This window comes from Neisseria canis (assembly GCF_900636765.1).
GTDB lineage: Bacteria > Pseudomonadota > Gammaproteobacteria > Burkholderiales > Neisseriaceae > Neisseria > Neisseria canis.
The window spans coordinates 1,824,155-1,837,235 of record NZ_LR134313.1 but is presented as its reverse complement, the minus strand read 5'-3'; the positions used below and the strand labels follow the sequence as shown (position 1 = coordinate 1,837,235).

The 13,081-nt window shown below is 51.2% G+C and carries 16 protein-coding genes; 7 read left to right on the top strand and 9 right to left on the bottom strand.

Annotated features, from left to right (window positions below; genetic code table 11):
- Positions 1 to 82 precede the first annotated feature (82 nt).
- Entirely contained in the window at positions 83 to 889 is an 807-nt protein-coding gene (locus EL143_RS08680; RefSeq protein ID WP_126326518.1) for an integrase core domain-containing protein, read from the top strand.
- Positions 890 to 942: 53 nt separating this feature from the next.
- Here the strand turns inward: EL143_RS08680 and EL143_RS08675 are convergent, their stop codons facing one another.
- Positions 943 to 1,236: a hypothetical protein gene (locus EL143_RS08675; RefSeq protein ID WP_085417073.1), complete on the bottom strand. Its 294-nt coding sequence runs from the start codon at positions 1,234 to 1,236 to the stop codon at positions 943 to 945.
- A 100-nt stretch (positions 1,237 to 1,336) separates the two neighbouring features.
- Between EL143_RS08675 and mutL the strand changes: the two genes are divergently transcribed.
- The 6 genes from mutL to EL143_RS08645 all read left to right on the top strand — a co-directional run bounded on the left by mutL (position 1,337) and on the right by EL143_RS08645 (position 5,974).
- Positions 1,337 to 3,241, top strand: coding sequence for a DNA mismatch repair endonuclease MutL (gene mutL, locus EL143_RS08670; protein ID WP_085417067.1), 1,905 nt, complete (start codon positions 1,337 to 1,339; stop codon positions 3,239 to 3,241).
- Between the two features lie 79 nt (positions 3,242 to 3,320).
- Positions 3,321 to 3,773 carry a hypothetical protein gene (locus tag EL143_RS08665; protein ID WP_085417066.1) on the top strand — a complete coding sequence of 151 codons (453 nt, stop codon included), beginning with the start codon at positions 3,321 to 3,323 and terminating at the stop codon, positions 3,771 to 3,773.
- Between the two features lie 19 nt (positions 3,774 to 3,792).
- On the top strand, positions 3,793 to 4,131 hold the full coding sequence (locus EL143_RS08660) for a hypothetical protein (RefSeq protein ID WP_085417065.1): 339 nt from the start codon (positions 3,793 to 3,795) through the stop codon (positions 4,129 to 4,131).
- A gap of 37 nt (positions 4,132 to 4,168) precedes the next feature.
- Positions 4,169 to 4,492 carry a hypothetical protein gene (locus EL143_RS08655; protein WP_085417064.1) on the top strand — a complete coding sequence of 108 codons (324 nt, stop codon included), beginning with the start codon at positions 4,169 to 4,171 and terminating at the stop codon, positions 4,490 to 4,492.
- Between the two features lie 13 nt (positions 4,493 to 4,505).
- On the top strand, positions 4,506 to 5,456 hold the full coding sequence (gene miaA / locus EL143_RS08650; protein ID WP_085417063.1) for a tRNA (adenosine(37)-N6)-dimethylallyltransferase MiaA: 951 nt from the start codon (positions 4,506 to 4,508) through the stop codon (positions 5,454 to 5,456).
- An 8-nt stretch (positions 5,457 to 5,464) separates the two neighbouring features.
- On the top strand, positions 5,465 to 5,974 hold the full coding sequence (locus EL143_RS08645) for an RDD family protein (RefSeq protein WP_085417072.1): 510 nt from the start codon (positions 5,465 to 5,467) through the stop codon (positions 5,972 to 5,974).
- 231 nt (positions 5,975 to 6,205) lie between these two features.
- Here the strand turns inward: EL143_RS08645 and EL143_RS08640 are convergent, their stop codons facing one another.
- From EL143_RS08640 to EL143_RS08605, 8 genes are all read right to left on the bottom strand, one after another.
- Entirely contained in the window at positions 6,206 to 7,873 is a 1,668-nt protein-coding gene (locus tag EL143_RS08640; protein WP_085417062.1) for an FMN-binding glutamate synthase family protein, read from the bottom strand.
- Between the two features lie 285 nt (positions 7,874 to 8,158).
- On the bottom strand, positions 8,159 to 8,473 hold the full coding sequence (locus EL143_RS08635) for a hypothetical protein (RefSeq protein WP_085417061.1): 315 nt from the start codon (positions 8,471 to 8,473) through the stop codon (positions 8,159 to 8,161).
- Between the two features lie 80 nt (positions 8,474 to 8,553).
- Entirely contained in the window at positions 8,554 to 8,880 is a 327-nt protein-coding gene (locus tag EL143_RS08630) for a YegP family protein (protein WP_085417060.1), read from the bottom strand.
- Between the two features lie 131 nt (positions 8,881 to 9,011).
- Positions 9,012 to 9,518, bottom strand: coding sequence for a hemerythrin domain-containing protein (locus tag EL143_RS08625; RefSeq protein WP_085417059.1), 507 nt, complete (start codon positions 9,516 to 9,518; stop codon positions 9,012 to 9,014).
- Between the two features lie 145 nt (positions 9,519 to 9,663).
- Positions 9,664 to 10,734, bottom strand: a complete 1,071-nt coding sequence (locus EL143_RS08620; RefSeq protein WP_085417058.1) for an AI-2E family transporter — start codon at positions 10,732 to 10,734, stop codon at positions 9,664 to 9,666.
- A 59-nt stretch (positions 10,735 to 10,793) separates the two neighbouring features.
- Positions 10,794 to 11,399, bottom strand: coding sequence for a recombination mediator RecR (gene recR / locus EL143_RS08615; protein ID WP_085417057.1), 606 nt, complete (start codon positions 11,397 to 11,399; stop codon positions 10,794 to 10,796).
- Between the two features lie 18 nt (positions 11,400 to 11,417).
- A complete protein-coding gene (locus EL143_RS08610) occupies positions 11,418 to 12,068 on the bottom strand; it encodes an HAD family hydrolase (RefSeq protein ID WP_085417056.1) in 651 nt (216 codons plus the stop codon).
- Between the two features lie 60 nt (positions 12,069 to 12,128).
- Positions 12,129 to 13,079, bottom strand: a complete 951-nt coding sequence (locus EL143_RS08605) for a cation diffusion facilitator family transporter (RefSeq protein ID WP_085417055.1) — start codon at positions 13,077 to 13,079, stop codon at positions 12,129 to 12,131.
- Positions 13,080 to 13,081 lie beyond the last annotated feature (2 nt).

Here is a 13,081-nt window from a genome sequence, read left to right as displayed (position 1 = left end):
TGCCATAGCGATGATGCCAGTTCCTGAAAATGCCTGTAAGAAACTCTAGCGTTGTTTACAGTATTTGAAAGACAATACTGCCATGAACATCCATAAAAACACCCGCCTTACCCCGCACCAACGCCAAGCCGTTTGGCGCGCCTATACGCAGGATAAAATCACCGTTACCTCACTGGCCCGGCAATACCAAGTCAGCAGGGTTACCATTTACCGCATCCTAAAGGCCGCACGGCTGCAGCTGCTCGCACCACAAAACAGCACCAACAACCGTTTCAAACAGGCCAAATACGGAATGAAGCGTTTGGCAAAAGTGGAAAAACACATCGAAGAAAAGCTCAAGAAACAGGCCAAACGCTACAACAAATCCTATCCCGGCGAAATGGTGCATTTCGACACCAAACGACTGCCTTTGTTGCAAAACCAAAAAGCAACCGCCTCAAGAGATTACCTGTTTGTCGCCATTGACGACTATTCCCGCGAACTGTATGCGGCCATTTTGCCCGACCGTACAGCGGCTAGTGCGGCCAAGTTCCTTTTGCGTGATGTGATTGACTGTTGTCCTTATACCATCGAATGCGCCTATTCGGACAACGGCATGGAATACCGTGGCAATGCGTCGCATCCGTTTGCGGTTGCCTGTGTGCAGAACAACATCAACCAGAAGTTTACCCGTATTGCCCGACCGCAGACCAACGGTAAGGCAGAACGGGTAATCCGCACCCTGATGGAAATGTGGCATGACAAAGTTCCGTTTATGGATTCGGAACACAGGCAGAAGGAATTGTGCCGTTTTGTGAATTTTTATAATACGGTTAAGCCGCATAAGGGCTTGAAGGGCGATACGCCTTTTGAGGTTTTACAGGCTTATTTTTCTCAATCTGTTGTGTAAACAACGCGAGGATTTCTTACATCAGCTCTTTGTTACAAATCAAGTAAAAAAACTCAAACACTTTTCCACGGCAGCCATAGTTTTCCTAAAATATACAGCGTTGCTCCTGCTGCCCCTAATATGAAAAAAATCAAACCTTTTTTGCGGGCATTGGGGCATAAAATATAGATTGCAAATGAAAAGCTGAAAAACATGGCTATGGCGGCGGCCAAGCGGTGTTTGTCTTCTTTAAATCGGTTTAAGCTGTAGCTTTCCGACATCACCACATACATTTGCCACAAGGCGGCGGCGCCCATCAGTAACACGCCGAGGGGCAGGAAATAGAGTCCGAGCAACTGCTGATTCATGGTTGGCTCCGTTTTGAAAATAAACAAATTATATAGCGAAACCGGCTTTGCCATGATTGCTATATAATAATGCCTGTCTGAAAAATTGTGGATTTGCCCGATGAAACGCATTGCCGCCCTGCCCGACCATCTGATTAATCAAATCGCTGCCGGCGAAGTGGTGGAGCGCCCTGCAAACGCTTTGAAAGAAATCATAGAAAACAGCATTGACGCAGGAGCAGGCGAGATTCAAATCGAGTTGGCTGCAGGCGGCATCAAGCTGATTCGTGTAACCGACAACGGCTCGGGCATTCATTCTGACGACATCACGCTTGCGCTTCACCGCCATGCCACCAGCAAAATCGCCTCTTTAAACGATTTGGAACATGTGGCCAGCATGGGCTTTCGCGGGGAAGGTTTGGCCAGTATCGCTTCCGTGTCGCGGCTTACGCTGACCAGCCGCAGGGAAGATGCGGCACACGCTTCTGAAATCCGTGCTGTCGACGGAAAATTGGAAAGCGGCCGTGCGGCTGCCCACCCTACCGGCACCACTGTGGAAGTGGCGGATTTGTTTTTCAACACGCCTGCACGGCGTAAGTTTCTCAAATCAGAAAACACGGAATACGCACATTGCGCCAACACTGTTGAGCGCTTGGCTTTGGCGCATCCCGAAATCGGTTTTTCGTTGAAGCACAACGGCAAAAGCATTTTCAAGCTGCCGCCGCAAAGCCTTGAAGAGCGTGTTGGCGCGATTTTGGGCGAAGAATTTCAAGCAGCTTCTTTGCCTGTCGACAGCGGAAACGGCTTGGTACGGCTGCATGGTTTGATTTCCAAGCCTACTTTTGCCAAAGGCAAAACCGACCGGCAGTATTGCTTTGTCAACCGCCGCTTTGTGCGCGATAAAGTGATGCTGCATGCGGTGAAGCAAGCTTACCGCGATGTGCTGCACAATGCGCTCACGCCTGCTTTTGTGCTGTTTCTCGAGCTGCCGCCGGAGATGGTGGACGTAAACGTGCACCCTACCAAAACCGAAATCCGTTTCCGCGACAGCCAAGCCGTTCACCAGCTTGTGTTTCATACTCTTAACAAAACCTTGGCGGCCACCCGGGCCGACCAAACCGAAAGCGTGGGTAACGCCGGCACGATTCTGCACGACATGCTCGGCGTTGCTCCCGAAAAACATTCTGAAACAGGCGAATCTTCCGCTAAATCAACTCCCGTATCTTACACGCCTGCATCCCGCGCACCGCAGCAGCGCAGCCTCAGCCTGCGGGAAAGCCGAGCGGCTATGGATACTTATGCCGAGCTTTACCGCAAAACGCCCGAACACGATACCGAACTGGCAGCATTCGAACAAAGCCGTTTTGCTGAGCCGGCAACAGAATGCCTGTCTGAAAACATTTCAGACAGGCATCAGGCAGCAGGCATGCAGAGTGAACTGCCACCTTTGGGTTTTGCCATTGCACAATTATTGGGCATTTATATCCTTGCTCAAGCGGAAGACAGTTTGCTGCTGATAGATATGCACGCTGCCGCCGAGCGTGTGAATTATGAAAAAATGAAAGCCGCACGCGAGCAAAACGGCAGCCTGCCCAGCCAATCTTTGCTGATTCCGGTAACTTTTGCCGCCGGCCATGAAGAAATGGCGGCGCTCTCCGACCACGGCGATGCCTTGCGCGAATTCGGCTTGGATTTATCGGCAATGGGCAGCAACACCATAGCCGTGCGCGCCGTACCGCAAATGCTGGGTAAATCCGACGTGGCGGAGCTTGCGCGCGACATGCTGCGCGAGTTTACCCAAGTAGGCGCTTCCCAAGCGGTTGAAGCGAGGGAAAACCAAATTCTTTCCACAATGGCCTGCCACGGCTCTATCCGCGCCGGCCGCCAGCTTACTTTGCCCGAAATGAACGCCCTGCTGCGCGATATGGAAAACACGCCGCGCAGCAACCAATGCAACCACGGCCGCCCTACTTGGGTCAAGCTCACATTAAAGGAATTAGATGCTTTGTTTTTAAGGGGGCAGTAATGCCTGTCTGAAAATAAAACCAATCCGTTCAGACGGGCATTGCCGCCTATTTGCTTACTCATTTATTAGGAATATACATATGATTAAAAAAATTTCCGCCCTATTCTGCTGCCTGCTGCCGCTCAGCGCCGTTGCGCAAGAATTTGCCGTCGGCCAAGTTTGGCAATACCGCCACCGCCCAAACGAGGAAAATTCCCGCATTTATATCGTTAAAGTGGGTGCCGATAACCGTGGCGAAAAACAAAAAAAAATCTTCCATATCTACATCGACAATCTGGCGTTGAAAAATCCCCATACCGCCAACGGCATCCAAACCACCCTGCCCCATGCGCCTGTTTCCGAGGGTGCGCTTAAATCAAGCGTAACCAAGTTGGAAGAAGAGGAGAAAGCCGAGCTGCCGGATATTTCCGAGGGCTATGAATTGTGGAAACAGGATTGGGAAGTGGACGACGCAGGCGTGTTTACCATACCGATTAAAGATTTGATCAAATCGGTGGAAAAAGCGCTCAATGAGCCTCTGGTTGAGCTTTGATTGATGCAGGGGATTGAAAATGAAAGCTTTATTTTCGGCTATTATCACGTCGGTTTTGCTGTCGGGCTGCATCACCTCGATGGAAACCGTTACACAAAAAGAGCCGGATGAAAACTTAATCGGCTTTTATATAAACAGTAAAAACGGGTTGAATCATATTTACGTTATCGGAGAGCGCAATGAATACCTGTTTTATGAAAACAAAGCATTTTCCGCATTTTTAAAATCAAACCACCTCAACCATACTGTGTTTACCAATGCGGACATCAGCTATAGCGCGTCTAACAGCGCACTCATTGACTACAATGTTTATTTAGATGCGCAAATAAAGTGGTTATTCCGATTTAAAACGATTTGAAAATCTGGATAGCGACGTTAATGTGTACCAACCCAAAATGCCCAAGCCAGTTTTATTAACGCAAATCAAACAGAGCCATCCCGATTGGCGTGAAGGAAACGAAATCATTGAAGTCCGCTTTCGAAGCCGCGGGCAATTAATCAACCTGAATAACAGAAACGGGCTTTTGGCGCAGCATGCTTTAAAAACGCCGATCAAAGCAACGGTTTCAAGTAGTCACTCGCGTGAGAAAGTACATATTGGTAAAAGTTTGGGCGCGGCGGCTCTGATGCCGGTTTTCGTGGTTGCTTCTCCGCTGACCTGCTTTAACAAAAACGACAGCTTTGCAGAAAGCTTTGTAGATTTATGTCCTTTCCGCTAAAAGATCCGAACCTATGAATTTCCCCAAAACACTTGCTATCTTAGGCCCCACAGCCAGCGGCAAAACCAACCTTGCTTTAAAGCTGGCGGAGCATTTGCCGGTGGAAATCATCAGCCTGGATTCGGCGCTGGTTTATCGGGATATGAATATCGGCACAGCCAAGCCTTCCGCGGAAGAATTGGCCCGAGTGCCGCATCATTTAATCGATATTGTTTCGCCGCTCGAAAGTTACAGCGCGGCAGAGTTTGTGTCCGACTGCCTGCGCCTGTGCGGCGAAATTCACGAGCGGGGAAATTTGCCGCTGATTGTGGGCGGCACCATGATGTATTACCACGCGCTGGTAAACGGCCTGAATGATTTGCCGGAAGCCGACGATGCGGTGCGCGCGCAATTGCAGCAAGACAAACAAAGCCACGGGCTGGAACACCTTTATCGGCGCTTGCAGGAAGTTGACCCGGCTACCGCGCAACGTTTGGAACCCGGCGACAGCCAGCGTATCGAACGCGCTTTGGAAGTATGGATGCTGACCGGCAAACCTTTAAGCGAACACTTTGCCGAACAGGCTGCTTATACTGCACCGCTCAATCTGCATGCGGTTGCGCTGTTTCCCGAAAACCGAAAGCGGCTGCATGAAAATATCGCTTTGCGCTTTCACACAATGCTGGAGCAAGGCTTCACAGATGAAATGAAAGCGCTGCAAGCCGCCTACCCCGGCCTCACGGCCGATATGCCTTCCATGCGTTGCGTGGGTTACAGACAGGCATGGGATTATCTGGCCGGAGAAACCGATTACGAAACATTTGTTGAAAAAGGCATAGCCGCCACCCGCCAGCTTGCCAAACGCCAAATGACTTGGCTGCGCAAATTGCCGGCCGACACATTAATCGACCCCTATCAATCTGATGATGCCTTAGCTGTTGTGCTGCAAACCGCGCAATCACATTTTTCATCTTCCATCAAATGAGCAAGACCATGCCCCATTTACCCACTGTTTCCCTCAAACGCCGCCTGGCCTCCCTGCTCTACGAAGGTTTATTGGCTGCCGCCATTACCGTGGCGCTCGGGCTGCCTGCCGGGCTGGCGTCTATGCTGCTCAACCCGGTTTCGCCGCTGCTTTCGCAAATTGCCGTCAGCCTTATCATGCTGACCGGCTGGTGGTTTTATTTCAAACTCAACTGGCTGAAACAAGGCCAAACCCTGCCCATGCGCACCTGGCATATCGGCCTTGCCGACCAAACCGGCAGTCGGCCCCATCCCACACGTCTGCGCCTGCGCTTTATGTGGGCTTGCGTATTCATCGTATTTATCCCGCTGCTCGCCTATTCCGCGCTGCACGGTTGGGGCACTCCGCCCAAACCCGCATTCGGCGCCGCCCTTTTTTGGTGGATTCTGCCCTGGGGTTTTGCATGGTTTAATGCCGACCGCCAGTTTTTATACGACTTTCTTGCCGGCACCCGTTTGGTGGATTTGCGTAAGAAATAACGCTTGGATTTAATAAAGATAAAGTGATGCCTGTCTGAAAAAGGTTTAAGGTTTTCAGACAGGCATTTTGAACTTATAGTCAATCTACTTACATAATAACGATACTGTCATACTCAGACCTGACCTGGGTATCTTGAGTTGCGGTAACTTTAAAGAGATACTCAGGTCAGGCCCGAGTATGACGGGTGTGCTGTTTTTAAGCGGATGCACTATAAAACGCTGCCGGTTTAATCAGTCTTCGCCTTTGATGATTTCATCGGCAATGCCCATGGCTTGAAAGCTGTCGGGATCGGCAAGCTTCCACATGCGGTCAAGGATGGGGCGGCCGCAGTGGCCGCTAATCAGGGAGCCGGGTTCGATAAACTGATAGTGTTCAGACAGGAGTTTGATCCAACCGTCCGGCTGGCGGCGCACGATATGGTGCGGCTTAAGCTGCGAAGGATGGGTAAGCCCCGTGCTGCCCACGATTTCGGCCAATGCCTTGAGGGTGTTGGCGTGGAAGTTTTTCACGCGCTCGGATTTATCGGGCACATCAAGGGCTTTTTGGCGTGCCGGGTCTTGGGTGGCTACGCCGGTGGGGCATTTATTGGTGTGGCATGAGCGGGATTGGATGCAGCCCACGGCAAACATAAAGCCGCGCGCGCTGTTGCACCAGTCTGCGCCGAGGCTCATCATTTTGGCGATGTCAAAGCCGCTCACGATTTTACCGCTCACGCCCACTTTGATTTTGTCGCGGATGCCTGCGCCGACTAAAGTGTTTTGCACGAAAATCAGGGCATCAACCAGCGGCATGCCGAGAGAATCCATAAATTCTACCGGCGCAGCGCCGGTGCCGCCTTCAGCACCGTCCACCACGATGAAGTCTGGGTAGTTGTTTTCTTCTATCATGGCTTTGACGATGGCCATAAATTCCCACGGCATGCCGATACAGAGTTTGAAGCCTACGGGTTTGCCGCCGGAAAGTTCGCGCAGCTGCTGCCAGAATTTAACCAGTTCGCGCGGCGTGGAAAATGCAGGATGGCTGGGCGGTGAAATACAGTCTATGCCCATCGGCACATCGCGGGTTTTGGAAATTTCTTCGGTGATTTTGGACGCGGGCAACACGCCGCCTTTGCCGGGTTTGGCGCCTTGAGAAAGCTTGATTTCAATCATTTTCACCTGCTCGAGCGAGGCTCGTTTGGCAAAGGTTTCGGGATTGAAATTGCCTTGCTCGTCACGGCAGCCGAAATAGCCTGTTCCCAGCTCCCAAATCAGGTCGCCGCCGTGTTTTTGGTGATAGGGGCTGATACTGCCTTCGCCCGTGTCGTGGGCAAAGCCGCCCATTTTAGCCCCTTTGTTGAGCGCTTCGATGGCGGCTGCAGAAAGTGCACCGAAGCTCATGGCGGAAATGTTGAACACAGATAAATCGTAAGGTTGCAGGCAGCGCTCGTTGCCGATGTGTACGCGGAAATTGCTGTTGCTGATTTTATGGCTGTTACCGGAATGGAGAAACCATTCGCTGCCGGTTTTGTTGAGGTCGTTGATGCTGCCGAATGCGGTGGTGCTGTCTAAATTTTTGGCGCGCTGATACACGAGCGAGCGCTGTTGACGCGAAAACGGTACTTGTTCTTGGTCGTCTTCCAAAAAGTATTGGCGGATTTCGGGGCGGAAGTTTTCCAATAAAAATCGGATGTGGCCGCCGATCGGGTAGTTGCGCAAAATGGCGCGGCGTTTTTGGGTAAGGTCATGGATGCCGAGCGCGGTAAATGCAAGCGATATGATAAAGAGCCACCAAATCTGCCACAGAAGGCTGATGACGGTTAATGCGATAAACAGCCAAAACAAACCGTAGCGCGGCATAATCAGGAAGCCGTAGTTTGCGGAATGGGTGTTGGTGGGTTTGGGTTCGCCTTGTGACATGGTTATTCCTAAATATGGGAGATAATGAGATATTTATTGGTCTGCTTTACTTTGAAGATTATACGCTACGGCGCTGCAAATGGATAACCGGCAGGTATGAGCGGCGCGCTTCTGCGGCGAAGTATAGTTAATCAACTTAAAAATAGTACGTTCTTCATACTCGGGCTTGACCCGAGTATGACGGAAATGCTACTAAAATTAAGTGTTTTAACTATATAATGCCTGTCTGAAAAGCTTGGGCTTTTCAGACAGGCATTGATATTGGTCGAGATACTTAAACCCGATTTAATCGTCTCTATCGCGGCTGCGGTCGTCTCTGTCGCCCCTTCTGTCTTCGTCTCTATCGCGATCGTCATCCCGGTCGCGGTCATATTCCCTGTCTCTGTCGCGATCCCGGTCATCATCATAATCACGGCGGCGGTCGTCGCGATCCCGGTCGTCGTCATCGCCGCGGCGGTCGTCATGGCGGTCTCTGTCTTCGGATTCGCGCTCGTATTTTGAGCCTCTGTCTTCCCGATCCGAATCTCTGTCGCCGCCGCAGGCGCTCAAACCCAAAATGGCCGTCAAACAGAGCAGCCATAATTTTTTGTTGTGTTTCATTGTGTTTCCTTCCTCTTGAGAATAACCAAAGCCTGTCTGAACCGATTTTCAGACAGGCTTTGGTTCAAAATCACTGTTCATCAAACTTCCATCACACTGGCTTTTGCCGCGCCCTGCTTCACTTCTCCGATTTTCTTTTCGCGCTCGGCGTTATCGGCATACATCATGCTGGTGCCGATAATTTGGCCGTTTGATGCTTTCAGGTTGAAATAAAATTTGCCCGATGTGCTTTCTTTCAGCTCATAGCGCGCTTCGTTATCGGCATTTTTACGCACGGATTCTATGCCGTTTTGTGCTGCCGCTTTGCTGCTGTATTGCTCGCTGCGCAGAATGGTTTTGCCGTCGGCGCCTAAAAAGTTGAAATGGAACCCTCCGGTATCGCTTTTTTTCAATTCAAATGTTGCCATAGTTTACTCCTTTGTGAAAAATATGTGCACTATCCAACTAGCTTTTGCGGCAAACTATAATCAACTGCAATACTGCTTGTCAATAAACCCAAAAAGCATATTCCTTGCAAAATGAATATTCTGCGGCTGTTTTACACTCTTCTCGCCGCCATTTTTTTACCCGCTTCGGCCAATTTTCCGGCAGGAATGTGTTTTTTGCCCAGCTCAAACAAGGGTTCTTCCAGCGATAAATGGGCGGCATAACTTTCGGTAAAGCGTTTCATCAGCTGCCCGTTTGGAACATGCTGCGGATCGGTTTTCAGCCGGGTAAACTCTTCATACAGCGCCTGCCAGCTTTCATGCAGGCTTTCGTGCTGCTCTTCGAGCTTTTCGATGCTGCTTTGTGCTTCGGGTGCGTATTGAAGCAGCAGCGGGAAAAAATCCTGCTCTTCGTCTTGATGGTGCAGCGGCGCCGCCACATTAAAATATTGGACAATTTGTTTAACGGCTTGTTCCGCGATGGTGTTAAAGCCGTTTTCGGCAAGATAAGCCGGCAGCATGTCTATCTGGCTGCAAAAGCGGCGCACTTTTTCATGGCAGGCATAAAGCATGTCGATCGGCTCGGCAAAGGTTACGCTGCGGGTGTCGAATAAATTCATGGTGGAATCCTTTTGCTGACGCTGCTTACTTTATACGCGCAAGGGCTGCGTGTTAATCCTCCAAAATACATAGTGGCTCGGCTTGCCGGTGTTTGATAGAAATTCAGACAGGCATATGCCTGTCTGAAACGTTCCGCCATGCGGCTTATTTGTGTTTGTAAAAGCGGCTGTTGAAATAAGCATCCGCCCCTTCACGCAGCAGCACCAGCGTAACCGCCGCCAGCGGCAGGCCGACCAGCATGCCCACAAACCCCATCAACTGGCCAAATGCCATCAACGAGAAAATCACCCAGAAAGGCGATAAGCCGATGCGGTCGCCCACGATTTTGGGCGTGATGATAAAGCTCTCCAAAAACTGCCCCACGGCAAACACACCCCATACCAGCAGCAAACCGTACCATGATCCGAATTGGAGCAAAGCGGCCACCGTGGCCAGCAGCAATCCGGTAAACGCACCCAAATAAGGCACAAACACCAAGATACCGGCAATCATGCCGATGGCAAAGCCCGAATCCAAACCCACCAGCATCAAGCCCAAGCCGTAAATCAAGCCCATAATCAGCATCACCATCAGCTGCCCGCGTAAAAATTCACCCAATACCTTATCCATATTGCCGGCAACGCGGATATAGGTATCAATAAAGCGGCGCGGTATCAAAGCGCGGATGCCGTGCGACCAGCGTTGCCAATCTAGCAGGAAGTAATACAGCAAAAAAGGCAGCAGCAGCAGATTGCTCAATCCCATTACCACATTGCTGCTTTGCCGCATCAGCGTAGGCGCAAACTGTTTCAGCGTTTTGCTCAGTTCGCCGGTTTGCGATTGCAGCCACACCAATACGGTATGGGTATTGATGGTCATGCGGTCGCCTACCATATTGTTCAGCCAAGGCAGAATTTTATATTGGATAAAATGCACAATCTGCGGCAGCCGCTCGAGCATATTATTGAACTGGCCGATCAACATCGGCACGATCACCAGCACCAAAGCCAGCAGCAGCACCAAAGCCGACACCATCACCAGCATGGAAGCCAGGCCGCGTTTCATGCCGTGGTTGCGCAGCTTTTCCACCAGCGGGTTCAAAATATAAGCCATCACGGCTGCCACGATAAAAGGCGTCAGGATATTGCCCAAAGCATAAAGCAGCCACACAAACGACACCAACACCACGCACATGATAATCCACGGCCTTATCGGGCGCGCTCTCTTTTGATACATAAGCTTTCCTTCGTTTGAAATGCCTGTCTGAAAAGCCGTTTCAGACAGGCATGGTATGTTTAATCTTTCAGCTGCCGCCGCTCGTATACGGCTTGTGCCAATGTACCGGCATCCACATATTCCAGCTCGGCGCCCAGCGGGATGCCTCGGGAAAGGCGGCTCACTTTATACGGCAGACTCTTAAACAATTCAGACAGCACATAAGCCGTGGCATCGCCTTCGGCGGTGAAATTGGTGGCAATAATAATTTCTTCAACCTCGCTGTTTTTCAGCCGCTCGATTAAAGGGTTGAGCGCAATATGCGTCAAATCCATGCCCTGCGCAGGATCAACCTGCCCCATCAACACAAAATAAAGCCCGTCATGGCAGCGCGCGGCCTCCATCCCCGCCACATCGGCAGGCATATGCACAATCATCAGGCGGCGCGGATCGCGCTCGGTATCGGCGCAGATGGCGCAGATTTCATCTTCGCAAAAAGTGTTGCACAAGCGGCAATGCCGAACCTGCTTGAGCGCGTGCTGCAAAGCCGCCATCAGTTCGGCCGCGCCCTCCCTGTTATGCTGCAAAAGCCGGTAGGCCATGCGCTGGGCGGATTTGGGGCCGACATTGGGCAACACCTTCAAAGCATCAATCAAGCGGCCGAACGCATCGGTATGGCGGGTCATCTCGTTAGTTTTACGGTTTTACAAATGTTTCAATAAATCCAGCGGTTTTTCAATCGAAAAATCCACCGGCCAGTTTTCCACGGCATCGTCTTCCGAGATATAGCCCCACGCGGCCAACACGGACGTCATACCTGATTTTCTGGCGGCAATCATATCGCGTTCCGCATCGCCCACATAAAGGCAGGCTTCCGGCGGAATACCGAGTTCGGCGCAGGCGTGGCGCATGGGTTTGATGCTGGGTTTCGGCTCTTCGCAGGTATCGCCGCTCACCACCACCGCAGGCTCTTCCACAAATGCCAGTTTAGGCACCAAGCGGTCGGTAAAGGTTTGCGGTTTGTTGGTAATGATGCCCCACTTCAAACCGCGGTCGACCAGTTTACCGATTAATTCGTTGATACCGTCGAACAAAACCGTGTCTTTATCAAAGCATTGTTCGTATTCGGCCAAATAATTTTTTCGCCAGCGGTCGTGATGTGGATGGAAAGTAGAGATGCCCGCGCCCAGCATAATCAGCCCGCTCGCACCGTGACTGGCAACAGGGCGGATTTCTTCCATAGGTTTTTCCGGCAAACCGTGTTTGCGAAGCAGAGCGTTCAGAGCGCCGCCCAAATCCAGAGCGGTGTCGGCCAAAGTGCCGTCGAGGTCAAATAATACGGCTTGGATAGTCATTATGAATTATTCTTTCTGTAAAATGCCTGTCTGAATCTTTTTCAGACAGGCATTTTAACATTAATGAGGGTGATGATGTTCATGATGCTCATGAACAGGCATTTTACACAGCAAATCATCACCGTGCGGATGCCCCCTGCTCTCGGTCTGCACCGTAACATGCCGGATATTTTCATGCGCCAGCCGGTGTTCCAAGCCGTAAACAATCTGCTCCGCCTCGGCAACGCTCATACTGCCCTCCACCACAATATGGCAAGACAAAGCATGAATGCCGCTGCTGATGCTCCACACATGCAAATCATGCACCGCTTCTACACCGTCGGTTTCGCGAATGATGCCGGTGATATGGTCTAAATCCACATCCGAAGGTGTGCCTTCCATCAAAATATGGGAAGCCCGCTGCATCACACCCCAGCCGCTACGCGCAATCAAAGCCGCCACCAGCACACTCGCCAGCGGATCCGCCCACTGCCAGCCAAACACCATCATCAGCACAGCCGCCGTAATCGCCCCCAGCGAACCGAACAAATCGCTCAACACATGCAGATAAGCGCTTTTCATATTAAGATTTTCCTCAGTATCACTGTTTTTCAGCATATACCAAGCCACCCAAACATTAACCAGCAAGCCCAGCACACTCACCGCCAACATGCCCGTTGTCGCCACAGGAGGCGGCTGGATAAAGCGGCCGACGGCCTCCCAAGCAATCATCAGCGAAATCACCAGCAAAGTCAGCCCATTAAACGCCGCAGCCAAAATCTCGAAACGCTTATAGCCAAACGTTTTATAACGGTTTACCGAACGCTCGCCCAACTTCATCGCCAGCAGCGAAATGCCCAAAGAAAGCGCATCCGAAAACATATGCCCCGCATCCGACAACAGCGCCAGGCTGTTGGTTAACAGGCCGCCGGCCACCTCAATCAGCATAAACACACCGATCACAACCAGCGAAGTACGCAAAACCCGCTTATTCGTCGTGTGGCTATGGTGATGGTCATGAGATGCAGACATAC

Coding starts and splice junctions, on each gene's coding strand:
- EL143_RS08680 (WP_126326518.1), top strand. CDS start 83: ATGAACATCCATAAAAACACCCGCCTTACCCCGCACCAACGCCAAGCC.
- EL143_RS08675 (WP_085417073.1), bottom strand. CDS start 1,236: ATGAATCAGCAGTTGCTCGGACTCTATTTCCTGCCCCTCGGCGTGTTA.
- mutL (WP_085417067.1), top strand. CDS start 1,337: ATGAAACGCATTGCCGCCCTGCCCGACCATCTGATTAATCAAATCGCT.
- EL143_RS08665 (WP_085417066.1), top strand. CDS start 3,321: ATGATTAAAAAAATTTCCGCCCTATTCTGCTGCCTGCTGCCGCTCAGC.
- EL143_RS08660 (WP_085417065.1), top strand. CDS start 3,793: ATGAAAGCTTTATTTTCGGCTATTATCACGTCGGTTTTGCTGTCGGGC.
- EL143_RS08655 (WP_085417064.1), top strand. CDS start 4,169: ATGCCCAAGCCAGTTTTATTAACGCAAATCAAACAGAGCCATCCCGAT.
- miaA (WP_085417063.1), top strand. CDS start 4,506: ATGAATTTCCCCAAAACACTTGCTATCTTAGGCCCCACAGCCAGCGGC.
- EL143_RS08645 (WP_085417072.1), top strand. CDS start 5,465: ATGCCCCATTTACCCACTGTTTCCCTCAAACGCCGCCTGGCCTCCCTG.
- EL143_RS08640 (WP_085417062.1), bottom strand. CDS start 7,873: ATGTCACAAGGCGAACCCAAACCCACCAACACCCATTCCGCAAACTAC.
- EL143_RS08635 (WP_085417061.1), bottom strand. CDS start 8,473: ATGAAACACAACAAAAAATTATGGCTGCTCTGTTTGACGGCCATTTTG.
- EL143_RS08630 (WP_085417060.1), bottom strand. CDS start 8,880: ATGGCAACATTTGAATTGAAAAAAAGCGATACCGGAGGGTTCCATTTC.
- EL143_RS08625 (WP_085417059.1), bottom strand. CDS start 9,518: ATGAATTTATTCGACACCCGCAGCGTAACCTTTGCCGAGCCGATCGAC.
- EL143_RS08620 (WP_085417058.1), bottom strand. CDS start 10,734: ATGTATCAAAAGAGAGCGCGCCCGATAAGGCCGTGGATTATCATGTGC.
- recR (WP_085417057.1), bottom strand. CDS start 11,399: ATGACCCGCCATACCGATGCGTTCGGCCGCTTGATTGATGCTTTGAAG.
- EL143_RS08610 (WP_085417056.1), bottom strand. CDS start 12,068: ATGACTATCCAAGCCGTATTATTTGACCTCGACGGCACTTTGGCCGAC.
- EL143_RS08605 (WP_085417055.1), bottom strand. CDS start 13,079: ATGTCTGCATCTCATGACCATCACCATAGCCACACGACGAATAAGCGG.